This is a genomic window from Rhodovulum sp. ES.010, from assembly GCF_900142935.1.
Taxonomy (GTDB): Bacteria; Pseudomonadota; Alphaproteobacteria; order Rhodobacterales; family Rhodobacteraceae; genus Rhodovulum.
Map to the genome: position 1 here is coordinate 948,672 of NZ_FSRS01000001.1, position 20,380 is coordinate 969,051.

A 20,380-nucleotide genomic window follows, 5' to 3' on the forward strand; every position below is an offset into this window, starting at 1 on the left:
TGCGGGGTTTGAAACCCCCGGACGGATCGACCCGATGGACAACCTGCGCGGCATTGCGCTGATGGTGGCCGCGATGGCCGGCTTCGCGCTTGAGGACATGTTCGTGAAATTCGCGGCCCAGCGTCTGCCGGTGGGGCAGATCCTGGTGATCCTCGGCACGGGCGGCGCAATGCTCTTTGCCGCGCTGGCGCTCCGGCGGGGCCAGCGGCTCTGGGGGCGCGCACTGCTGTCGCGGCCGGTGCTGCTGCGTAACGCGGGCGAGGTGATCGCCACCTCGGGTTTCGTCACCGCGGTCGCTCTGACGCCGCTTTCGTCGGTCTCGGCGATCATCCAGGCCACGCCGCTGGCCGTCACGCTCGGCGCCGCGCTGTTCCTGCACGAACCCGTGGGCTGGCGGCGGTGGAGCGCGATCGTCGCGGGCTTCGCCGGCGTGCTGCTGATCGTGCGGCCGGGGCTCGAAGGGTTCGAACCGGCATCCCTCTTCGCGGTGCAGGCGGTCTTCGGGCTTGCGCTGCGCGACCTGGCCACGCGCGCGACGCCCCGCTCCGTCGGGTCGCTGCAACTGGCCACATGGGCCTTCGCGATCCTGGTGCCGCTCGGCGCCGTCATGGTGGTGTTCGCGGGCGGCCCCGTGCCCGTCGGCGGCGCCGATGCCGGGCGGCTGGCCGCGGCGCTGCTGTTCGGGGTGCTGGGCTATTACGCCATCGTCGAGGCGATGCGCGGGGGCGAGATCGCGGCCATCATCCCGTTCCGCTATTCGCGGCTGGTGTTCGGCATGGGGCTGGGCATCCTGGTCTTCGGCGAACGGCCCGACGCGCTGACCTACGGCGGCGCGGCGCTGATCATCGCCTCGGGGCTCTATACCTTCTGGCGGGAACGCGCCCTTTCCTTGGCCCGCGCCCAGAGGTAGAAGACCCGCGACTTTGCAAGTGCAGCAACCGAGGGACCTACCCCCATGAGCACCATCATCGACATCGTCGGCCGCGAGATCCTGGACAGCCGGGGCAACCCCACCGTCGAGGTGGACGTGATCCTGGAGGACGGCACGATGGGCCGCGCCGCGGTGCCTTCGGGCGCGTCGACCGGCGCGCATGAGGCGGTGGAACGGCGCGATGGCGACATGAGCCGCTACAAGGGCAAGGGCGTGCTGGAGGCCGTGGCCGCAGTGAACGGCGAAATCGCCGAGGCGCTGGCGGGGATGGACGCGAGCGAGCAGGTCGCCATCGACGAGGCGATGATCGAGCTCGACGGCACCGAGAACAAGGGCCGGCTGGGCGCCAACGCGATCCTCGGCGTCTCGCTCGCTGCGGCCAAGGCGGCGGCCGATTTCTCGATGCAGCCCTTGTTCCGCTACGTGGGCGGCACCTCGGCGCGGGTGCTGCCGGTGCCGATGATGAACATCATCAACGGCGGCGAACACGCCGACAACCCGATCGACATCCAGGAATTCATGATCATGCCGGTCAGCGCGGGCACCATCCGCGACGCGGTGCGGATGGGCGCGGAGGTGTTCCACACCCTGAAATCGGAGCTTTCGGCCGCGGGCCACAACACCGCCATCGGCGACGAGGGCGGGTTCGCCCCTGCCCTGAACTCCACCCGCGACGCGCTCGACTTCATCCTGAAGAGCATCGAGAAGGCGGGCTACAAACCGGGCGAGGACATCTACCTCGCGCTCGACTGCGCCTCGACCGAGTATTTCGAAGGCGGGAAGTACGAGATGAAGGGCGAAGGGCTGAGCCTGTCGGCGGCCGAGAACGTGGACTACCTGGCCAAGCTCTGCGCCGAGTACCCGATCATCTCGATCGAGGACGGCTGCGCCGAGGATGACTGGGACGGCTGGAAAGCGCTGACCGAGGCGCTGGGCGCCAAGGTGCAGCTGGTGGGCGACGACCTGTTCGTGACCAATCCCAAGCGGCTGTCGGACGGGATCGCGAAGGACGTCGCGAACTCGATGCTGGTGAAGGTGAACCAGATCGGTTCGTTGACCGAAACGCTGGCCGCGGTCGAGATGGCGCACCGGGCGGGCTATACCAACGTCATGTCCCACCGGTCGGGCGAGACCGAGGATGCGACCATTGCCGACCTCGCCGTGGCCACAAATTGCGGGCAGATCAAGACCGGCTCGCTCTCGCGCTCGGATCGGCTGGCGAAATACAACCAGTTGATCCGCATCGAGGAACTTCTCGGCGAAAGCGCACGCTATGCGGGGCGGTCGATCCTGAAGTGACGCAGCCGGGCGCGCGAGCGCCGGCCGCTCAGCCCACCAGGCGGTAGGCGCCGTAGCGCGTCTGCTGCATCAGCGTCTCGATCAACGCCCGGCCTTCATGGGTCGGGCGGTCGTGTTCGTCCAGCCACCCGCGCGACCGGGCCGCTGAGGCCGGGTCGGTCGCATGGCCGCACTGCCGCACGAAGGCGACGATGTTGTCGGTCAGTTCGTCGTTCGACATCTGCGATCTCCTTGTTTCACACACCACTACGCCGCAGGGCCACGCCCGGATCGTTTGTGCGGGTCACGTCCGCGCGAGCACGTTGCCGACCAACCACCGGAACCACGTCGCGGGTCGCGGCCGTCGACAACGCGACACCGGGGCGCGAAACCGGCACCGGGGCGACCCTGGGCGACTCAACGCCCGGTCCGCGCCAGCGCTGACGGCCGATCCACGCGAAGCCTTGCGAGTTTTCTGCGATGCAGCAATTGTCGGCTGCAATACACACCGCATTGCGGCATTTCCATAGCCGATGCTGTGACTTTTTGTGTCACCTGCAACCCGACTGCCCGGAACTTGCGCAGGTGGCGCACCTTGCGGCCCGGATGCGCCCGGCTACACTGCGCGCATGACCGCCGACGAGATCATCACCGCCCTCGGCCTCGCCCCGCATCCCGAGGGCGGCTGGTTCCGCGAAACCTGGCGCGCCCCGGCCGAGCCGGGGATGCGCGCGCCGGGCACCGCGATCTACTATCTGCTTGCCGCCGGCCAGCGCAGCCACTGGCACCGGGTGGATGCCGGCGAGGTTTGGCATTTCTACGCCGGCGATCCGTTGGAACTTTCCATGGCCGCGACGGCGGACGGCCCGGCGAGCGCGCAGCGCCTTGGGCCCGACCTGGCCCGCGGGGACCGGCCGCAACTGGTCGTTCCGGCGCATCACTGGCAGGCCGCGCGGCCGCTGGGGGCCTGGACGCTGGTCGGCTGTACCGTGAGCCCGGGCTTCACCTTCGACGGGTTCGAGATGGCACCCGAGGGGTTCGACATCCCCCGCGCGAGCGGTTGAGCCCGTAGCCAGGGCGGCCTAGTCCGGCACGCTGCGCGCGGACGGCGCCGGGGCGCTGACCGTGCCGCCCCCCACCGCGGCCCGCACCCCGGTGCTGGCCGGACAGGTGGTCGGAAGACCGCGCGCCACGCGCACCGCGAGATAGCCGAAGGCCTGCGCCTCGAGCATGTCGCCATCGAGCCCGACGACCTCCACCGGCTCGACCGCCAGCCTCGTGCGCAGGCGCAAAATGTCCATCAGGACGGGGTTCTTTCGCCCGCCCCCCGTGACCAGCAGGCGGTCGGGCCGCCGCGGGCAGTGTTCAAGCCCGCGGGCGACCGACGCGGCCGCCGCCGCGGTCAGCGTCGCGGCGGCGTCGGCATCGGACAGCCGCGCAACATCCGCCGACAGCCGCGCAAAGGCGTTCCGGTCAAGCGATTTGGGCGGCATCTTGAGGAAATACGCGTCCTGCAGCAGCCGCCCGATCACCGCCTCCGCCACCCTGCCCCGCGCCGCCAGCGCCCCGTCCCGGTCGCAGGGCCCAAGCCCCCGCGCGCGCATCAGATCGTCGATGGGGGCGTTCGCGGGGCCGGTATCGAAGGCCAGAAGCGCGCCGGCCGCCTCGGGGCGCGGGCGCGTCGGATCGACCCAGGTCAGGTTGCCCACACCGCCGAGATTGACGAAGGCCAACGGGGCCTGGGCGCCGATCCATTTCGCGCAGGCGAAGTGGAAAAATGGCGCGAGCGGCGCGCCCTCGCCGCCCAGCCGCACATCCATCGCGCGGAAATCCCACACCACGGGCACGCCCAACACGCCCGCCAGCACGCGGCCGTCGCCCGCCTGGTGGGTGCCGCGCCCGCGTGGTTCATGCGCCAGCGTCTGGCCGTGGAACCCAGCGATGTCGATGCTAGCGAACCCGGCCATCACCTCGGCATGGACAAGCTCCACGATCTCGTCCGCCGCCGCGACCCCGGCCTCTCCCGGCCAGCGGCCGAGCGCGCCGCCCAGCACCGCGCGCTCCTCCTCGGCATAGGCGCGGTAAGCGGTCTCGCCGAAGCCCGCTATGGCCTCGCCATCGGTGACGACCACGGCCGCGTCGACCCCGTCGAGCGAGGTGCCCGACATGGTGCCGAGCGCCCGCACCGGACCCGGTTTCAACATGGCCTTCCCCTTCCCTTCCGTCACCGATATATCACTGTCCAAATCCACCCCCAGGGACAAGAGGCGATGACCTACCAGCCGAAATCGGACTTCCTGCGCGTGATGATCGAGCGTGGCTACCTGGCCGACTGCACCGATTATCAGGGCCTCGACGAAGCGCTGAGCCAGGGGGTGGTGACCGCCTATATCGGCTATGACGCCACCGCGGCCTCGCTGCATGTGGGGCATCTGCTGAACGTCATGATGCTGCGCTGGCTGCAGCGGACGGGGCACCGGCCGATCACCCTGATGGGCGGCGGCACGACCAAGGTGGGCGATCCCTCGTTCCGCGCGGACGAACGCCCGCTGCTGAGCCCGGCGCAGATCGACGCCAACATCGCGGACATGAAACAGGTCTTCGCCAAGTACCTGAGCTATGGCGACGGCCCGACCGACGCGCTGATGCTGAACAACGCGGAATGGCTGGACGGGCTGAACTACCTCGACTTCCTGCGCGATGTGGGCCGGCATTTCAGCGTCAACCGGATGCTGAGCTTCGAAAGCGTGAAATCCCGGCTCGATCGCGAACAGTCGCTGAGCTTCCTCGAGTTCAACTACATGATCCTGCAGGCCTACGACTTCCTGGAGCTGAACCGCCGCTACGGCTGCCGGTTGCAGATGGGGGGCTCCGACCAGTGGGGCAACATCGTCAACGGCATCGACCTGACGCGGCGCATCCTCGACGAGGAGGTGTTCGGCCTGACCTCGCCGTTGCTGACCACCGCGGACGGCGCCAAGATGGGCAAGACCGCGGGTGGGGCGGTCTGGCTGAATGCCGAGATGCTGTCGCCTTACGAGTTCTGGCAGTTCTGGCGCAACACCGCGGATGCCGATGTGGGCCGGTTCCTGAAGCTCTATACCGAGCTGCCGCTGGAGGAATGCGCGCGGCTGGGCGCCCTTGAAGGCGCGGAGATCAACGAGGCCAAGATCGTGCTGGCCAACGAGGTGACCGCGCTCTGCCACGGGGCGGAGGCGGCGGCCGCGGCCGAAGCCACCGCCCGCGAGGTCTTCGAGAAGGGCGGCACCGGCGAGGACCTGCCCACGCTGGCCGTCACCGCCGAGGAACTGGCCGAGGGGATGTCGGTGGCGCAGCTCATCACACGGTCGGGGCTGGCGAAATCGGGCAAGGAGGCCAAGCGGCTGATCGCCGAAGGCGGCGCGCGGCTGAACGATGCACCGCTTTCGGATGCGGGGCTGATGGTCGATGCGGGAATGCTGGCGGAGCCGATAAAGCTCTCGGCGGGCAAGAAGCGCCACGCCCTGGTGCGACTGGCGGGGTGAGGCGCCTGCCGGCCGGGGCGCTCCCGCCCCCGACCCGCGCGGGGCATGCGCCCCGCTTGTCCGGCCTTGGGCGTGGCGCCCGGCTGCGCCGGGCGCGCCTCCGGCGGGAGTATTTCGGCCAAGAAGAAGCGCAGGAGTGCGGCTGACCGGCGGCGGGCTAGAACCAAAGCCACCGGAGCAGGTGGACGGCCCCGTAGAGTACGGCAAGCGGCAGCGTGACGACGAGGGCGAGCCAGAAGGCCCCTGCCGCCGTGGGTTTCGGCGGCGGGGCGTGGACGCCCATGACGGGTTTTGCTCGATTCGACATGGGTCCGTTTACCATCCATTAGCCTTGCATCGGGTTAACAGGGGCATGGTGAGTTGGATCGAAAGCGCCTGCACCGTCCCGCCAGAGGCGGCCGCCCTGCCGATGCAGCAGCATCCCGCCTATGGGGCGGCCTGCCGCGCGCTGGGCAGCGCGGCGGTGTGGCTGGAGGCGCGGACGGGCGGGCAAAGGATCGGGACAGCGCAGGTTCTGCGCCGCCGCTGGCCGCTGTTGGGGGAGTTCGCGCTGCTCTCCCGCGGGCCGGTCTTTTCCCCGGACCTTGACCCGCACCGGGCGCGCGCGGCGCTGATCGCCCTGATGGAAACGCTCGGGCGCGGTCACCGCGGGGTGCTGGCGACGCCCGAACCGATTGCCGGGCAAGACCCGCTGGCCGGCGCGGGGCTGCTGCGCATGGTGAGCCCCGGCCAGACCGCGCTTGTCGACCTCGCCCCCCCGCCCGACCGGCTGCGCGCGGGGCTGCACCAGAAATGGCGCAACCGCCTGGTTCGAGCCGAGGCCGCGGGGCTGGAGGTGCGCGAGAGCCCGTTGCCCGCCGATCACTGGCTGCTCACGACGGAGGCGGCGCAGGCCCGCGCCCGCGGCTATGCCCGCCTGCCCCCGCCCTTTGCCCGTGCCTGGGCCCGTGCGGGCGATACCCTGCTGCTGGAGGCACGGGCCGATGGGCGGCCCGTGGCCGCGATGCTGATGCTGCTCCATGCGCCCTGGGCGAGCTATCACACGGGCTGGAGCGACTCGGCCGGGCGCCGGCTGAACGCCCATACCCTGCTGCTGTGGCGCGCGATGCTCGGCCTGCGGGCGCGCGGCATCTCGACCCTCGATCTCGGCGGGCTCGACACCGTGTCGACACCCGGCCTTGCCCGGTTCAAGCTGGGCAGCGGCGCCCGGCCGCGCCCCTTGGGCGCCACCTGGATGCGCGCGCCGGGCAGCGGCCTCGTGGCGCGGCTTGCGCGTGCGGGATGAGGGGGCGGCGACCACCGACAGGCCGCGACACGCCGCGCCGGCCAATGACCGTCGCCCGTCGGGCATCGGCCGAAAAAACGGTATGCGCCGAGGCGGTTGCACGGGGTTTCGACGAAGCAGCGGCGGTCGCCGCCCGGCGTCCCGTCAGGGGAGCCTCAATGCGAGATCATCCACGGACGCTTGCCCGGAAAACTCTTCGACCCGTCGGGGCGGTGCAGCGTGCCGGATTTCTTCTTCGTTCCGCCTGAGCAGCAGGAACAGCCCGCGCCGTGGCCCGAACGTTTCGGCTCGTGCTGCGCGGTTCGTTGGTTTCGTGCGCCTGGCCGGTGGCGCTGCCGACGATGGCCAGCTTGGGCGGGGTGAAGAACGCGCGGCGCGTCGCCGCGCCGCAATCGGGACAGGCGGTGGGCTTGTTGAATTCGGCCATGGCGGCGAAACCGGTGAACGGACCGCAGGCATCGCAGCAGTAATCGTAATAGGGCATCTGGATCTCCGTAAGGCGGTCGGGGACCGCGTGATGCCGCGGCCCCCGGAACGGGCTCAGAACTCGGGCGCGAGCGGCACGTCGATGGACCCGTCGAGATATTTTGTCGGGCCATCGGCGCCCGGTTTCACGTCGAACTCGAAGATGTCGGTCGGCAGCCAGAGCGTCGCGCAGGCATTGGGGATGCACGTTCCGTTCAGCGCGACCGGGGGCCGGCGCAGCTACAACCGCTGGGTCGCCAACGAAACGATGGAGGATTTCGCGCTGCGCTTCACCGCGCGGCGGGCCCGGCGCTGGAGCCGTGCGCGCGTGGCCAATACCGCGCTGGGGTCGATCTCGTTCCTGGCGCTGGAGGCGATCGGCGGCGCGATCACGCTGACCTACGGTTTCGATGCGGCGATCATCGCGATCATGCTGGTGGGCTCCTCCTGTTCCTCACCAGCCTGCCGATCAGCTATTACGCCGCGCGCTACGGGGTGGACCTCGATCTTCTGACGCGGGGGGCGGGCTTCGGCTATATCGGCGCGACAGTCACCTCGCTGATCTATGCCAGCTTCACCTTCATCTTCTTCGCGCTCGAGGCGGCGATCCTGGCGCTGGCTCTGGAGCTTTGCTTCGGGATTCCCGTCTCCATCGGCTATATCCTCTCGGCGCTGGTGGTGATCCCGCTGGTGGTGACCGGATTTTCCAAGATATCGGCCTTCCAGACCTGGACCCCGCCGTTCTGGGTGGTGCTGCACCAGATGCCGTTTGCGTTCCTGGTCTGGGCGGACACGAACCTCGGCGTCTGGACCGGGTTCGACGGCGCTCGGGGAAAGGAGGGGGCCACCATTCTGATGATCGGCGCGGCCTCGGGCGTGGCACTGTCGCTGATCGCGCAGATCGGCGAGCAGGTGGATTTCCTGCGCTTCCTGCCCGAACCGAAGACGCAGGCCGAGCGGCGCAAATGGTGGGCGGCTCTGCTGGCCGCGGGGCCGGGCTGGTCGGTGCTGGGGGTAGCCAAGATGCTGGCGGGCTCGTTCCTGGTGACGCCGGTTGTCACGGCGGGCGTGTCGGCGAAGGACGCGACCGACCCCACGCGGATGTACCTGACCGCCTTCGAGCAGGTGCTGGCCTCGCCCGCGCTCGGCCTGTCGCTGACGGCGCCTTCGTGATCCTGAGCCAGCTCAAGATCAACGTGACCAATTGACCTGCCACTGATCTTTCATCCAGCCGCGACCGGAGCCCGGTTGGTGTTTACGCCAAATGGCGCGGGTTGAGCAATCGCCCGACGCGCGGAGCTCTCATCTCGCGCAGCGGGTCGGGCGATTGCGGTGGTCAGGGTCTGCGCGTAGTCAGCCGGGGTCTGATAGCCCAAGGCCGAATGGGGGCGCTCGGTGTTGTAGTCGGCGACCCAGGCGGCGATCAGGTCGCGGGCATGGGCGAGGTTACGAAACAGCGTCTCGTTCAAGAACTCGTCCCGCATCCGGCCGTTGAAGCTCTCGACAAAGCCATTCTGCATCGGCTTGCCCGGCGCGATGTAGTGCCATTCGATCCGGTTCTCGGCGCACCACTTCAGGATCGCGTTCGAGGTCAGTTCCGTCCCGTTGTCCGACACGATCATTCCCGGCTTGCCGCGACGTTCGATCAGCGCCGTCAGCTCCCGCGCGACGCGCCGGCCGGAGATCGACGTGTCCGGGATCGCGGCGAGGCATTCGCGCGTGACGTCATCGACGATGTTCAGCACCCGGAACCGCCGCCCGCACGCGAACTGGTCATGGACGAAATCCAGTGACCAACGGGCATTTGCGCGCGCCTCGACCAGGATCGGGGCGCGGGTGCCGATGGCCTTGCGCCGCGCGCGCCGCTTGCGGACGGTCAGCCCTTCCTCGCGGTAAAGCCGGTAGATACGGTTGATCCCCGAGGGCTCGCCCTCCCGCCGGAGCAGGACGAAGAGCCGCCGGTAGCCGAACCGCCGACGCTCGTTGGCAAGCTCCCGCAATCGGCCGCGCAGTTCCGTGTCGGGTGCGCGTTGCGACCGGTAGCGGATCGTCTTCCGATCCGCGCCGGCAATCTGGCACGCCCGTCGTTCCGACAGCCCGAACCGGGCCTTCAGATGCGCGACCGCCTCGCGCTTCACGACGGGCGTCACCACTTTTTTGAAACCAGCTCGCGCATCGCGGCCAGATCCAGCATCTGCTCCGCCAGCAGCTTCTTCAACTTGGCGTTCTCGTCCTCGAGCGCCTTCAGCCGTTTGGCCTCTGACACCGTCATGCCGCCGTATTTGGCTTTCCAGTTGTAGAACGTCCCCTCCGACATGCCGTGCTTGCGGCACAGATCGGCACACTTCGCCCCGGCCTCATGCTCGGCCAGGATGCCGATAATCTGCTCTTCGCTGTATCTCGTTCGCTTCATTGTCCGTCCCCTCCTTGGGTCGGACTCTAATCGCAGGTGGAGGAAAAATCCCGTGGCAGGTCACAATGCCTATGCCGGCTCCATCGCCTGGTCGAACTTCTTGTCCCGGCTGACCCACAGCCACCCAAGCCGCGTCGTCTGGCTGGTCTTCAACGTATGGCCATCGCGCTGATGCTGATGGAACTGGGCGTGTTCGGGGCGCTGGAACACATTCTGGGGCTCTACTCCCATGTCGCGCTGGCCTGGATCGGGGCGCTGACCGCCGATCTGGTCATCAACAAGCCTCTCGGGCTCAGCCCTCGGGGCATCGAATTCCGCCGGGCATATCTTTACGACGTCAACCCGGTCGGCATGGGCGCGATGGCCGGTGCGGTGGTCATCGCCTTCGTGGCCCATGGCGGGCTGTTGGGCGAGACGGCCGACGCGCTGTCGGCCTTCATCGCGCTCGGCTCCGCCTTTGCCATGGCGCCGGCAAGCGCATGCGCGACAGGCGGGCAGTTCTACATCGCCCGCCCACTGCCCGAGGCCCCCGCCACGCCCCCGAGGCGGGGATGACATGCACCTGTTCCATCTGCGAATACCGCTTCGACTCCGAGGACATGACGCATTGCAGAAGGCCAAGGAGAAGGCCGAGGCCGCGAACCTCGCCAAAACGCGCTACATGGCCGGGATCAGCCACGAGTTGCGCACCCCGTTGAACGCGATCTACGGATTTGCGTAACTCCTCGAGAACGCGCCGGAAATCCCATCGGCCCGTCCGGACGCCGTCCGAGCGATCCGGCGCGATTCCGCACACCTGGCGGGGCTCATCGAGAACCTGCTCGACGTTTCCAAAATCGAGGCGGGGCGGCTGGAACTTTACCGCGACCGGATCAACCTGCCGATCCTGCTGCGCCATGTCACCGCGATCTTCGAGGGTCCGGCGCGCGAGAAGGGCCTGGATTTCGGCATACGGACCAGCGGCAACCTGCCCGAATGGGTCGACTTCGACGAGAAACGGCTGCGCCGGATCATCGTCAATCTGCTTTCCAACGCCATCCGCTACACCGAAAAGGGCTCGGTCTCGTTGAACATCCATTACCGCAACGAGGTCGCGGTGATCGAAATCTGCGATACCGGGATCGGCATCGCCCCCGACCAGATTGACCGGATATGGAAACCCTTCGAACGGCTCTCGCAGAAGGGGCCGTCGGGATCGGGACTGGGGCTCACGATCACGCGGCTGCTGGTCGACATCCTGGGCGGCGAGATCACCATTGAAAGCGTGCCGGGCGAAGGCACCACCTTTGGCGTCAAGCTGATGCTGCACTCGGTGATGCCCGAGGCCGACCAGCCGCGCGCCGCCTCCTCGGCGCCCGAACGGCTGACCGCGCGCGGCTATGTCGGCCCCCGCAAGACGATCTTGGCGGTCGACGACGACCTCGACTACCTGCGGCTGCTGCACACGGTGCTGAAACCGATGGCTTTCTGGTTCAGGCCGTGCCGGATGCCGAGACGGCGCTCGAGGTGCTCGGCGATTGCGCACCCGACCTTTTCGTGCTGGATATCGACATGCCGGGGATGGGCGGCTGGCAGCTCGCACAGCGCCTGCGCGACCGGCCGGAATACCGGGCGACGCCCATTGTCATGGTCACCGGCCACGCGCTGGAGGCGCGAATGCCGGTTGACCGCGAAGGGCTATACGACGCCTTCGTGGTCAAACCCTATTCGCTGCGCGACGTGCTGGTGCGGCTGGCCGACCTCATGAAGGTCGAGCTTGTCTTCGAGGACCCGTTCAGCGCCGAAAGGGCGCCGGACACGCGTCGCTCCCCGCGCACGGCACCCGAAACGCTGGCACGCCTGAAAAGCCTCGCCGGGATCGGCCATGCCGCCGGCGCCCGGCGCGAGCTCGACACGCTTGAGGCGTCCAGCGCGCTGGACCCCGACGCGCTGGCCCGGCTGCGCGACCGGCTGGACGAATTTGACATGACCGGTCTCCTGCGCCTGCTGAAGGAGATGACACGTGATGCTGCCTGAGCCCCCGCTGCCCGTCCTGCCCGCCCGGTCCATCGCGCTGGTGATCGACGATGCACCGGAAACGCTGGGGCTGATCTCGTCCGCGCTGGAAGACAACGGAATGACGGTGCTTGTCGCCCGGTCGGGCGCCGAAGGAATCGAACTTGCGCGCCGGGTCCGGCCAGACGTGATCCTGATGGACGCGATGATGCCGGAGATGGACGGGTTCGAGACCTGCCGGGCGCTGAAATCCGGCCCCCGCCCCGAACCCGCGCCGGTGATCTTCATGACCGGGCTGACCGAGTCCGAGGATATCCTCAAGGGACTGCGCGCCGGCGGCGTGGACTACATCACCAAACCCTTGGTGGTGGACGAGTTGATCGCGCGGATCATCATCCACGTGCTGAACGCCCGCGCTATCGCCTCGGCCCGCTCGGCGCTGGAGCATGCCGGCCAGAGCGTTCTGGCCTTCTGCGAGGATGGCAGGCTCGCCTGGGGGGGCGCCCGGCGCGCTGGCGCTTCTGGAAACGCCCGAGGCTCGCACGCTGATCAAGAACGCCCGGGCCTCGAAGGCGCTTGCCAAATGGCTCGCGAGCTTGTCGACCCAGCCGATCTCGGGCGCCCAGCCCTTCACGGGCAGCGGCTTCGCGCTGAAATACCTTGGAAATAACCCGGGCGAGATCATGGTCCGGATTCGCCGCCACAACGAGGGCGAAAACGAGGCCCAGCTTGCGGTCGCGTTCGGACTGACCGACCGCGAGGCCGAGGTGCTGTTCTGGCTGACACGCGGCAAGACGAACCGCGACATCGCCGAGATACTCGACCTGAGCGCGCGCACGGTGAACAAGCACCTCTAGCAGGTGTTCCACAAGATGGGCGTGGACAACCGCACCTCCGCGGCCGTTGTCGCGGATCGGATATTGAACACCTAGTCGCCATCGGGCGTTTCGCTGATGCGACGGGACGTGCAGGCGGTGCATACCGACTGCATGTCGCGATCGCGCCTGACAGGTTCAGGAGGGCATGCGGCGCCACCGAAGGTTCGGGCCCGCCGCTTCGCTCGACTCGGCAAGCCCCCCGAAGTGCGCAGCCCGGCGGCTCCGTTTCCCAGCGGACGCCGGCCAAAGCGTCATCTCAGGGTTTCTTCCGCCTGATGCAGGGCCGTCTCCGCACGCTGGAGCGCCCCTTCGATGGTAATCTCCGACGCGTCCACCATGCTCACCCCGAACGAAGCCGAAACCTCGGGGAAGTTCGTTGCGGCCGTCCGAGGCCAGACCGTTTCCAGCCGTTCCTGCAGCCGACGTGCCGTGCGAAACAGTGTATCGATGTTCGGAACATCCACGAATACGAAAAAGCGCCCCCCGCTGCAGCGCGCGAGCAGGTCGTTCCCGCGGAGCGTTTCGCTAATCTTGCGAGCCGTTTCTTTCAGCAATTCATCGGCCATCCGGGGACCGTGCGCCTCGCCGAACTCTTCGAAACCGTCGATCTCGAAAAGGATGACCCCCTGGTTCGGAACGCTGGCCGACATATCGGCCAGGCCACGGCGGCTCAAGGCTCCGGTGAGCGGGTCCATCTTGCCGACCTCGTCCAGCGCCAATCGAAGCTGGTGCATGATCCAGCCCAACCAAAACGCGATTGCGATCATCAGGCAGGCGATGACGCCGAAGGCAAGCGGCAACCAGACATTCGCATCCGAGCGGCTGATCCCGAACCGCGAATAGAGGACGTATATCGACAGCGGCAACAGGACAGCCAGGACCAGCACGCTTCGCATCCGAAAGCCCGCGGGCCCGGACGCCAGAACAGCCTTCAGGACTGGCGCGTTTCGGAACCAGATCGCCTGCCCGGCAATCGAGACGGCCACGCAGAGCAACGGCATCGCGGAGGTGCGGCCGTTTCTCATTGCTTCGAGAAAGAACAGATGGAAGCTGAGTATCGTCCCCCCCAGAGTGGCCGCCAAGAGGATCAGCGCGGCCCGGCGACTGTGCAACTCCCCGAGCAGGCTCAGGTGCAATGCGCATAACAGCACGGATGCTGCCACGCCCGACACGGGCCACGTGCCTTGCGCGGCGGGCCAGACCTGGTTCTCGACGAAAGCCCAGTGGCCTTCGGGAAAAACCCGCCAAGTCAGAACCTGGGAGATCGACACCACGAACAGGGCGCTTGCCGCGGAAACCGGCACCGGGAGGCTGCCTTGTGTGGACCGTGCCAGCATGGCGACAGCAAATAGGATGGATCCGACCGCGTGCACCGGCGCCAGGCTGAATGGCCCGTTGGGCTCGGAACCCGCGAACTGGAAGTACAGTCCCGCGATTGAGAGGAACAAGAGTACTGCGGCCGGACCCGCCGAAGGATCGGACCCGGAGCCTCTCCGAAGTATGTTCTGCATTGACGACACCTGGTACACTAAAGAAGAGACCGCAGGCTAAGTTGGAACGCCTGAACGCCGCCCTTGGGCAGCGTTCCATGCGTTCACGAACCGGCAAGCCACCGGAGGCACCTTGCGTCGCGGTCCATTCGAAGCGCCTTTCAGCGAAAACCTCGCGGTCTTGTTCAAGGCGGCCGCGCGTCACGCGCGTATGAGAGGGAGTCGCCACTCACAACTTAGGGTTGCGTTAACGGGTTGGACCTGCAATGGCAGGGAAGCGGGTTTCGACCAACCTTGCCGCGGAGCCCAGACGTAGCGAACCGAAACGACCGGACACAGTGACATGAGCAGTGCCGCGGACGCCGGAACGACCGGAGTTGCCCCGTCGGGGCAGGTCATCAAGAGCGTCATCGGGATCGGCGCATCGGCCGGCGGGCTGTCGGCGCTTGAATCCTTCTTCGAGAACTGTCCGTCCGACTCCGGCGCGGTCTTCGTGGTGATCCAGCATCTGTCACCGACGCATGAAAGCCTGATGGCCGACCTGCTGTCCCGCCGATGCGCGATGCCGGTGCGGATGATCGAAACCGACACGCCGGTCGAGCCCGACCACGTCTACCTCATCCCGCCCAATGCCGTGATGCGGATCGAAGATGACATGCTGCGTCTCGAACCGCGCCACGAGGGTCTTTCGCTGCCGATAGACGTGTTTTTCGAGTCGCTCGCGAGAAGCTATGGCGAGCAGGCCGTCGGGATCGTGCTGTCGGGCACGGGGGCCGATGGCACGCGGGGTGCGATCGCGATCAATGCGGCGGGAGGGCTCGTGCTGATTCAGGACCCGGCCGATGCGAGGTTCGACGGGATGCCCGCCAGTGTTCGCGGCACTGGCGTCGCGGACGCGGTATTGCCGGTGGGCGAGTTGGCGCCGAAGGCAATTGAACTTCAGGACCGGTCGCGGATCGTCGATCTGCCGCGTGACGTGGATATCGCCCCGCCCACGCCTGAAGAGCCCTCCGAGAAAGCCACCGGGCCCAGCACGCTGAACCATATCTTCGAGCTTGTCCGCGAGGCGACCGGGATCGATTTTCGCCTCTACAAGAGTTCGACCGTCATGCGTCGGCTCGGGCGCCGGATGCAGGTTCTCGGCGTTCGCGACCTGCCGGCCTATCTGGCCGTGATCCAAAACTCGCCGGACGAAGTGGCCGCGCTGCACCGGGAACTCCTGATCTCTGTCACGCGGTTCTTTCGGGACAGCAAACCGTTCGAGGAGTTGGAAGGGAGCGTCATCCCCGCGATCATCGACAGCCTCGACCACCACGACACGCTGCGCGCCTGGGTCGCTGGTTGTTCCACCGGCGAGGAAGCCTACTCCATCGCCATGCTCCTGCACGAGGGGCTGCACCGGGCCGGGCGTCACCAGCCGATCAAGATCTTCGCGACGGATGTCAGCCAGCAGAACCTCGAAATCGCGGCGGCAGGCGTCTATCCGGCCTCGATCCGCACCGAGGTCAGCCCGGAGCGTATCGAGCGGTTCTTCCTGTGCGAAGGCGAGTCGCTGAAGGTCTCGGGGGCACTGCGCCAGTCGATCGTATTTGCGCGCCATGATCTGCTGACGAACCCGCCGTTCACGCGGATGCATCTGGTGAGCTGCCGCAACACGCTGATCTACCTGCGCCGGCGCGGCCAGGAGACGGCGCTGCGTCGCCTCAAATACGCAGTTCAGAAAGGAGGTTATCTGTTCCTCGGAACGAGCGAAACGATGTCGGGGGACCAGCGGGGGTTTCATGTCTGCGATGGCAAGAACAAGATCTTCCGCCGCGTCGCCGAGGGCTACCCGGATGCCGGCTCGATGACGGTGCCGATAACGCAATCGGACGACCGCGTCGCCCGATCCCGGCGGGAGAAGTCCAGCCTCGACGCGTCGCTCGCAGGATCGACCGGGCGGCCGGCCGCACCCGCGCCGAATCCGGAAAAGGACCTGTTCGATGCGGCGGTGCAATCGCTGCTGGAGGCCTGGGCGCCGCCGTCGATCCTGCTCGACGACAAACAGAATGTCCTGCACTTCATCGGCAATGTCGGGGCGGTCCTTCGGACCCAACCCGGCCGCGCCAGCCTGGACCTGTCGCGCCTGCTGCCCCAGCCGATCGCGTCGGTCGCCAGCGTTCTGGTGCAAAAGGCCATCGACGCGCAGCAGGCCTTCGAGTCCGACCCGATCCAGGTTGATGACGGTGAAAAGGCGTCCACCCTGCACCTGCACGCGATGCCGATCAGGTCGCCCGCACAGCCGACCTGCGTGGTCTTGAGCTTCCACACGGACGATGGCGCCGGCATGGAAGGACCGCACCCCGAACGGATGGACCTGGCCACCGTGGCAAAGACCCGGATCGATATCCTGGAGGCGGATCTGAATGCCACGCGCGCGGATCTTCAAGCGACGATCGAAGCGCTCGAGACGTCGAACGAGGAACTGCAGGCCACGAACGAGGAACTGATGGCCTCGAACGAAGAGCTGCAGAGTTCGAACGAGGAGCTTCAGTCCGTCAACGAGGAGGTGAACACCGTCAATGCCGAGTTCCAGGAGAAGATGGAACAACTCAATCGGGCCAACGCCGATCTGAGCAGCATGATCCGGGCGGTCGGCGTCGCGACGGTCTTTCTCGACGAAACGCTTCTCATCCGGCGCTTCTCGCCCGATGCGACCCGTATATTCAACTTGCGCGAAGGCGATATCGGCCGGCCGCTGGGCGACATCTCGCACAAGCTCCGATATCCTGATCTTCTGGACAACATCCGCGAGACGATTCAGAGCGGCACGCTGCTGGAGCGCGAAATCGCTGCCGGCGACAGCGAACTCTTCCGTCTGCGCATCTCGCCCTATGCTGTTTCGGGAACGACGCATCGGGGCGTGGTGCTGACGCTGACCGATGTCACGGTCCATCGCACGCTCAAGCGGCTGCAATCGGTGATCGACGCCCTGCCTGAGCATGTGGCGGTGCTCCATTTCGACGGCACGATCGCGATGGCGAACTCCGCCTGGAACCGGTTCGCGGCGGCCAACGGCGATCCCGGCCTGCAGACCTGCGGCGTCGGCGCAAACTACTTCGAGGCGTGCGAGGTCGGGCTGTCCTTACCGAATGGCGACGAGGACTCGGAAGACAGCCGCATCGCCACCTGCGTGCGCAGAGGCCTTGGCGAAGTCCTGTCCGGCGCGCGCAGCAGGTTCGCGATCGAGTATCCGTGCCATACGCCCGATGAAGAACGCTGGTTCTACATGACGGCCGCCCCGGTGAGCGGCTCGGAATTCGCGGCCGTCGTCAGCCATATCAACATCACGTCATGGTATCGGAAGATCGAGGCACAGTTTTCCGGCGACATGGAAGGCAAATCCCCCTCGCCCGACTAATCGACTGATCGCAATGCGCTTTCCGAAGCTCTCGCGCTCCGCGTTTACCGGATGTTAGGCCAAGCCGCACAAGAATGCCGTCGGCAAAAGAACATGGGCATCCTGGGACAGACCTTCGGGCATGGGACGAAACGATGGGCACGCCGAGGACCGTTCGGGCGTTCGGGAAACGGACGCGCATGACACCGGTTCACCTGCAGGGCCAGAGGACTGTGCATCGCCCCCCCCAGCGGAAGACCCTCTCGCGGAGGTGCTTGTCGCGTTCAAGGACGAACTGACCGAGTCCGAACCGGCGCGCCTTTCCAGAACGGAACTCGAACTTCAGAACCAAGAACTCCTGGCGTCCTGGGCGGCGACGCAGGACGACCTTCACCGATATCTGACGATCTTCGAGAATCTTCCGCTCCCCGCCCTCGTCTTGGATCGTCGCGGTGTCATCAGAGAATCGAACGAGGCAGCCGCCCCCCTGTTCGGCGTGGTCGCCGCGGACTTTCTGGCGAACCGCTCCATCTATCGCCACATGGTCCAGGAGGCACGCGGCCGACTGCACGCAGTGCTCTCGGCGATGCCGCACGCAACCTCTCCAACTGTCGCGCGGCGCCTTGTCGAAAGGCGGCTGGACGGGACGGTGCTCAGCTACGACGCCCACATCACCCCTCTGCCGGCCGGGGCCGACGAAGACCGGCTTGCTCTCATGGTGTTCGTGGACCAGACGGCCACGAACCGGCTGGAGCACGAAGGCCACCTCTGGAAAAGCGTCGGCGAAGCGACCTCAACCCTGATCTACGCCTTCGACACGTCCGGCAACCTCATCTTCGCGAACGCCGCCACGCAGGACCGAATTGGTCGCCCGGGGCGCCTGACCGGCCAGCACAGGTCGAAATACGAGAATCTTGTCGGCTCGTGGACGCTCGATGTCGAGGTTCTGGTGTCGGGACAGCCACGAAACACATTTGGCGCGTATATCGACGCGGCCGGACACGCGCGCACCATCCACATACACAAGTTTCCGCTGCTGGATGAGGGCGGCAGGACCTACGCGATCGGAGGCATATCCACCGACGTCTCGGACATGGACCACGCCGTGAATCCGCAGCAGGCGCTTGACCGGTTCGCGGAACTGTCCATGCGCGACCCTCTGACCGGCCTCTACAATCGGCCCGTCTTCCTAGAGAAGCTCCGAGACCAGATCGAAACGTCACGCGGGCGTGGCGGCCAGATCGTTGTCGGATTCGTCGATATCGACGGGTTCAAGGACGTCAACGACAGCATGGGGCACGATGCGGGCGATGGCGTGCTGTGTGCCTTTGCCCACCAGCTCAGCGCCGCGATCGGGGACCGCGGCCATGTCGCGCGCTACGGCGGGGACGAGTTCATCCTCTACCTGGTCGACATGGCACCGTGCGAGGCGGAACGCCTGCTGCAGTCGGCGCTCGATGAAATCCGGTCGACGACCGAAATCGACGGCATCCGCATCCTGTTGACCTTCAGCGCCGGCCTGAGCCATTTCCCGGAGGACGCGCGCTGCGCGGAGGACCTGCTGAACGCGGCGGACAACGCGCTTTATTCCGCGAAGCTCGGGGGGCGCGACAGGATTTCGCGATTCAGCAAGGAGTTGCGGGTCGCGAGCGAACGGCGCCTGCGGGTGCTGAGCGCGCTTCGCCAGGCACTTGCCGAAGACCGTTTCCGCCTGATGTATCAACCGAAATTCGAGATCTCGGGCACAGGCCGGATCGTCGGTGGCGAGGCGCTGTTGCGCTGGCGGGACCCGATCCTGGGGGAAGTCGCGCCCTCGGAATTCGTCCCCTTGGCCGAGACGAACGGCCTGTACAAGGCACTCGACCTGCGCGTCCTGAAACTCTTCGCGGAACAACAGCGCGTATGGTTGGGGCAAGGTCTGCGGATTCCGGTTTCCGTGAACATCGCGGCACGATCTCTCCAATCAACCGATTTCGTGCCTACGGTGCTGTCCTTGCTCAACCTGTACGATGTCCCAGGCGACTTGCTGTCGCTGGAAATCACCGAAACCGGGTTGATGAACAGCCCGCTGGAAGCTGCGAAGGCGCTGGCCATTCTCGCGGAGGCGGGCATCAGGATATCGATCGACGATTTCGGGACGGGCTACTCGTCGCTGTCCTACCTGCAGAAACTCAATCCCAGCGAACTCAAGATCGACCGGAGCTTCATTTCCAAGCTCGACCAGGACGAGGGCCGGTCCCATGCGATCGTGCGTGCCATCCTGGCACTGAGCGAAAGCCTCGGCCTACAATCGGTTGCGGAAGGAATCGAGACCGAGGGCCAACTGGCATGGCTGGCCGACAACGGATGCGACCTGGGCCAAGGGTATTTGGTCAGACCCGCGCTGGAGGCAGACGAATTCGCGGCCTTCCGGTCCGACACGAGCCCCAAGTAGTCCACCGCACCGCGTTTTCGCGAACGACCTGCTCCAAGGCGCCAACCGGCCCCCGGACCAATGCGCGGGTTCCAGCTGTGCGCGCAGCGGTCGCGTGGTGTTGGCAGCCGTGCACAAAAGAAAGGCCCCCTCCGATGCGAGGGGGCCAGGGTCGTCGATCAGGCTCTGTCCTTACCGCTCGATGCTCTCTGGCTTTGCCTGGGCCTTCTCGACGTCAGAGGCGAGCGCACCCGCCTCGGATCCTTGTTCACGGCTACAGCAACCGACGTCCGACCGCGTTCTCATTGCGGAGCCGGTTCGGGGCGGGC

19 protein-coding genes and 2 pseudogenes are annotated in these 20,380 nt (G+C 66.8%); 15 read left to right on the forward strand and 6 right to left on the reverse strand.

Annotation, left to right across the window (positions count from 1 at the left end; genetic code table 11):
* The first annotated feature begins 34 nt into the window (after nucleotides 1-34).
* Both BUR28_RS04755 and eno read left to right on the forward strand, forming a co-directional pair.
* On the forward strand, nucleotides 35-910 hold the full coding sequence (locus BUR28_RS04755) for a DMT family transporter (RefSeq protein ID WP_074219087.1): 876 nt from the start codon (nucleotides 35-37) through the stop codon (nucleotides 908-910).
* Between the two features lie 45 nt (nucleotides 911-955).
* Nucleotides 956-2,230, forward strand: a complete 1,275-nt coding sequence (gene eno / locus BUR28_RS04760) for a phosphopyruvate hydratase (protein WP_074219088.1) — start codon at nucleotides 956-958, stop codon at nucleotides 2,228-2,230.
* 28 nt (nucleotides 2,231-2,258) lie between these two features.
* Here eno and BUR28_RS04765 read toward each other — a convergent pair whose 3' ends face one another.
* Nucleotides 2,259-2,450, reverse strand: coding sequence for a hypothetical protein (locus BUR28_RS04765; protein WP_074219089.1), 192 nt, complete (start codon nucleotides 2,448-2,450; stop codon nucleotides 2,259-2,261).
* A 388-nt stretch (nucleotides 2,451-2,838) separates the two neighbouring features.
* On the opposite strand from BUR28_RS04765, the gene BUR28_RS04770 reads away from it, so the two are divergent.
* Nucleotides 2,839-3,273, forward strand: a complete 435-nt coding sequence (locus BUR28_RS04770) for a cupin domain-containing protein (protein WP_074219090.1) — start codon at nucleotides 2,839-2,841, stop codon at nucleotides 3,271-3,273.
* 18 nt (nucleotides 3,274-3,291) lie between these two features.
* On the opposite strand, the gene BUR28_RS04775 is transcribed toward BUR28_RS04770, so the two are convergent.
* Nucleotides 3,292-4,413, reverse strand: a complete 1,122-nt coding sequence (locus BUR28_RS04775) for an anhydro-N-acetylmuramic acid kinase (protein ID WP_074219091.1) — start codon at nucleotides 4,411-4,413, stop codon at nucleotides 3,292-3,294.
* A 66-nt stretch (nucleotides 4,414-4,479) separates the two neighbouring features.
* Here BUR28_RS04775 and tyrS point away from each other — a divergent pair, with 66 nt between their 5' ends.
* Nucleotides 4,480-5,733, forward strand: coding sequence for a tyrosine--tRNA ligase (gene tyrS, locus BUR28_RS04780; protein WP_074219092.1), 1,254 nt, complete (start codon nucleotides 4,480-4,482; stop codon nucleotides 5,731-5,733).
* Nucleotides 5,734-5,890: 157 nt separating this feature from the next.
* Here the strand turns inward: tyrS and BUR28_RS19870 are convergent, their stop codons facing one another.
* Complete coding sequence (locus BUR28_RS19870; protein WP_175566893.1) at nucleotides 5,891-6,040, reverse strand: hypothetical protein; 150 nt, start codon at nucleotides 6,038-6,040, stop codon at nucleotides 5,891-5,893.
* A gap of 45 nt (nucleotides 6,041-6,085) precedes the next feature.
* Between BUR28_RS19870 and BUR28_RS04785 the strand changes: the two genes are divergently transcribed.
* Entirely contained in the window at nucleotides 6,086-7,018 is a 933-nt protein-coding gene (locus tag BUR28_RS04785) for a lipid II:glycine glycyltransferase FemX (protein ID WP_074219093.1), read from the forward strand.
* Between the two features lie 166 nt (nucleotides 7,019-7,184).
* On the opposite strand, the gene BUR28_RS04790 is transcribed toward BUR28_RS04785, so the two are convergent.
* On the reverse strand, nucleotides 7,185-7,502 hold the full coding sequence (locus BUR28_RS04790) for an FmdB family zinc ribbon protein (RefSeq protein WP_254813686.1): 318 nt from the start codon (nucleotides 7,500-7,502) through the stop codon (nucleotides 7,185-7,187).
* A 33-nt stretch (nucleotides 7,503-7,535) separates the two neighbouring features.
* Between BUR28_RS04790 and BUR28_RS19875 the strand changes: the two genes are divergently transcribed.
* Both BUR28_RS19875 and BUR28_RS20740 read left to right on the forward strand, forming a co-directional pair.
* Nucleotides 7,536-7,997, forward strand: a complete 462-nt coding sequence (locus tag BUR28_RS19875) for a hypothetical protein (RefSeq protein WP_074219094.1) — start codon at nucleotides 7,536-7,538, stop codon at nucleotides 7,995-7,997.
* Nucleotides 7,979-8,656: a purine-cytosine permease family protein gene (locus BUR28_RS20740; protein ID WP_074219095.1), complete on the forward strand. Its 678-nt coding sequence runs from the start codon at nucleotides 7,979-7,981 to the stop codon at nucleotides 8,654-8,656. Before BUR28_RS19875 ends, BUR28_RS20740 begins: the two co-directional genes overlap by 19 nt.
* A gap of 50 nt (nucleotides 8,657-8,706) precedes the next feature.
* Here BUR28_RS20740 and BUR28_RS04805 read toward each other — a convergent pair.
* Nucleotides 8,707-9,896, reverse strand: a protein-coding gene (locus tag BUR28_RS04805; RefSeq protein WP_139307446.1) for an IS3 family transposase whose coding sequence is annotated in 2 segments (ribosomal slippage) — nucleotides 8,707-9,644 and nucleotides 9,644-9,896 — 1,191 coding nt in all. Because the reading frame shifts where the segments join, the coding sequence is not laid out codon by codon here.
* 156 nt (nucleotides 9,897-10,052) lie between these two features.
* Here BUR28_RS04805 and BUR28_RS19880 point away from each other — a divergent pair.
* From BUR28_RS19880 to BUR28_RS20555, 6 genes and pseudogenes are all read left to right on the forward strand, one after another.
* Entirely contained in the window at nucleotides 10,053-10,451 is a 399-nt protein-coding gene (locus tag BUR28_RS19880) for a purine-cytosine permease family protein (protein WP_074219096.1), read from the forward strand.
* Nucleotides 10,452-10,503: 52 nt separating this feature from the next.
* Nucleotides 10,504-10,617: a histidine kinase dimerization/phospho-acceptor domain-containing protein gene (locus tag BUR28_RS19885; protein ID WP_175566894.1), complete on the forward strand. Its 114-nt coding sequence runs from the start codon at nucleotides 10,504-10,506 to the stop codon at nucleotides 10,615-10,617.
* Nucleotides 10,618-10,932: 315 nt separating this feature from the next.
* A pseudogene (locus BUR28_RS20545) lies at nucleotides 10,933-11,139 on the forward strand (sensor histidine kinase); the annotation flags it as partial.
* Between the two features lie 221 nt (nucleotides 11,140-11,360).
* Nucleotides 11,361-11,912 (forward strand): annotated as a pseudogene (locus tag BUR28_RS20550) (response regulator); the annotation flags it as partial.
* A complete protein-coding gene (locus tag BUR28_RS04835) occupies nucleotides 11,902-12,561 on the forward strand; it encodes a response regulator (protein ID WP_139307484.1) in 660 nt (219 codons plus the stop codon). The pseudogene BUR28_RS20550 and the gene BUR28_RS04835, both read left to right, overlap by 11 nt.
* Nucleotides 12,562-12,574: 13 nt before the next feature.
* Entirely contained in the window at nucleotides 12,575-12,748 is a 174-nt protein-coding gene (locus BUR28_RS20555; RefSeq protein WP_139307485.1) for a helix-turn-helix domain-containing protein, read from the forward strand.
* A 272-nt stretch (nucleotides 12,749-13,020) separates the two neighbouring features.
* Here BUR28_RS20555 and BUR28_RS04840 read toward each other — a convergent pair whose 3' ends face one another.
* Nucleotides 13,021-14,106, reverse strand: coding sequence for a GGDEF domain-containing protein (locus tag BUR28_RS04840; RefSeq protein WP_175566895.1), 1,086 nt, complete (start codon nucleotides 14,104-14,106; stop codon nucleotides 13,021-13,023).
* 496 nt (nucleotides 14,107-14,602) lie between these two features.
* On the opposite strand from BUR28_RS04840, the gene BUR28_RS04845 reads away from it, so the two are divergent.
* Nucleotides 14,603-17,659, forward strand: a complete 3,057-nt coding sequence (locus BUR28_RS04845) for a chemotaxis protein CheB (RefSeq protein ID WP_074219100.1) — start codon at nucleotides 14,603-14,605, stop codon at nucleotides 17,657-17,659.
* Between the two features lie 250 nt (nucleotides 17,660-17,909).
* On the forward strand, nucleotides 17,910-20,072 hold the full coding sequence (locus tag BUR28_RS04850; protein WP_074219101.1) for a putative bifunctional diguanylate cyclase/phosphodiesterase: 2,163 nt from the start codon (nucleotides 17,910-17,912) through the stop codon (nucleotides 20,070-20,072).
* Nucleotides 20,073-20,380: the final 308 nt, after the last annotated feature.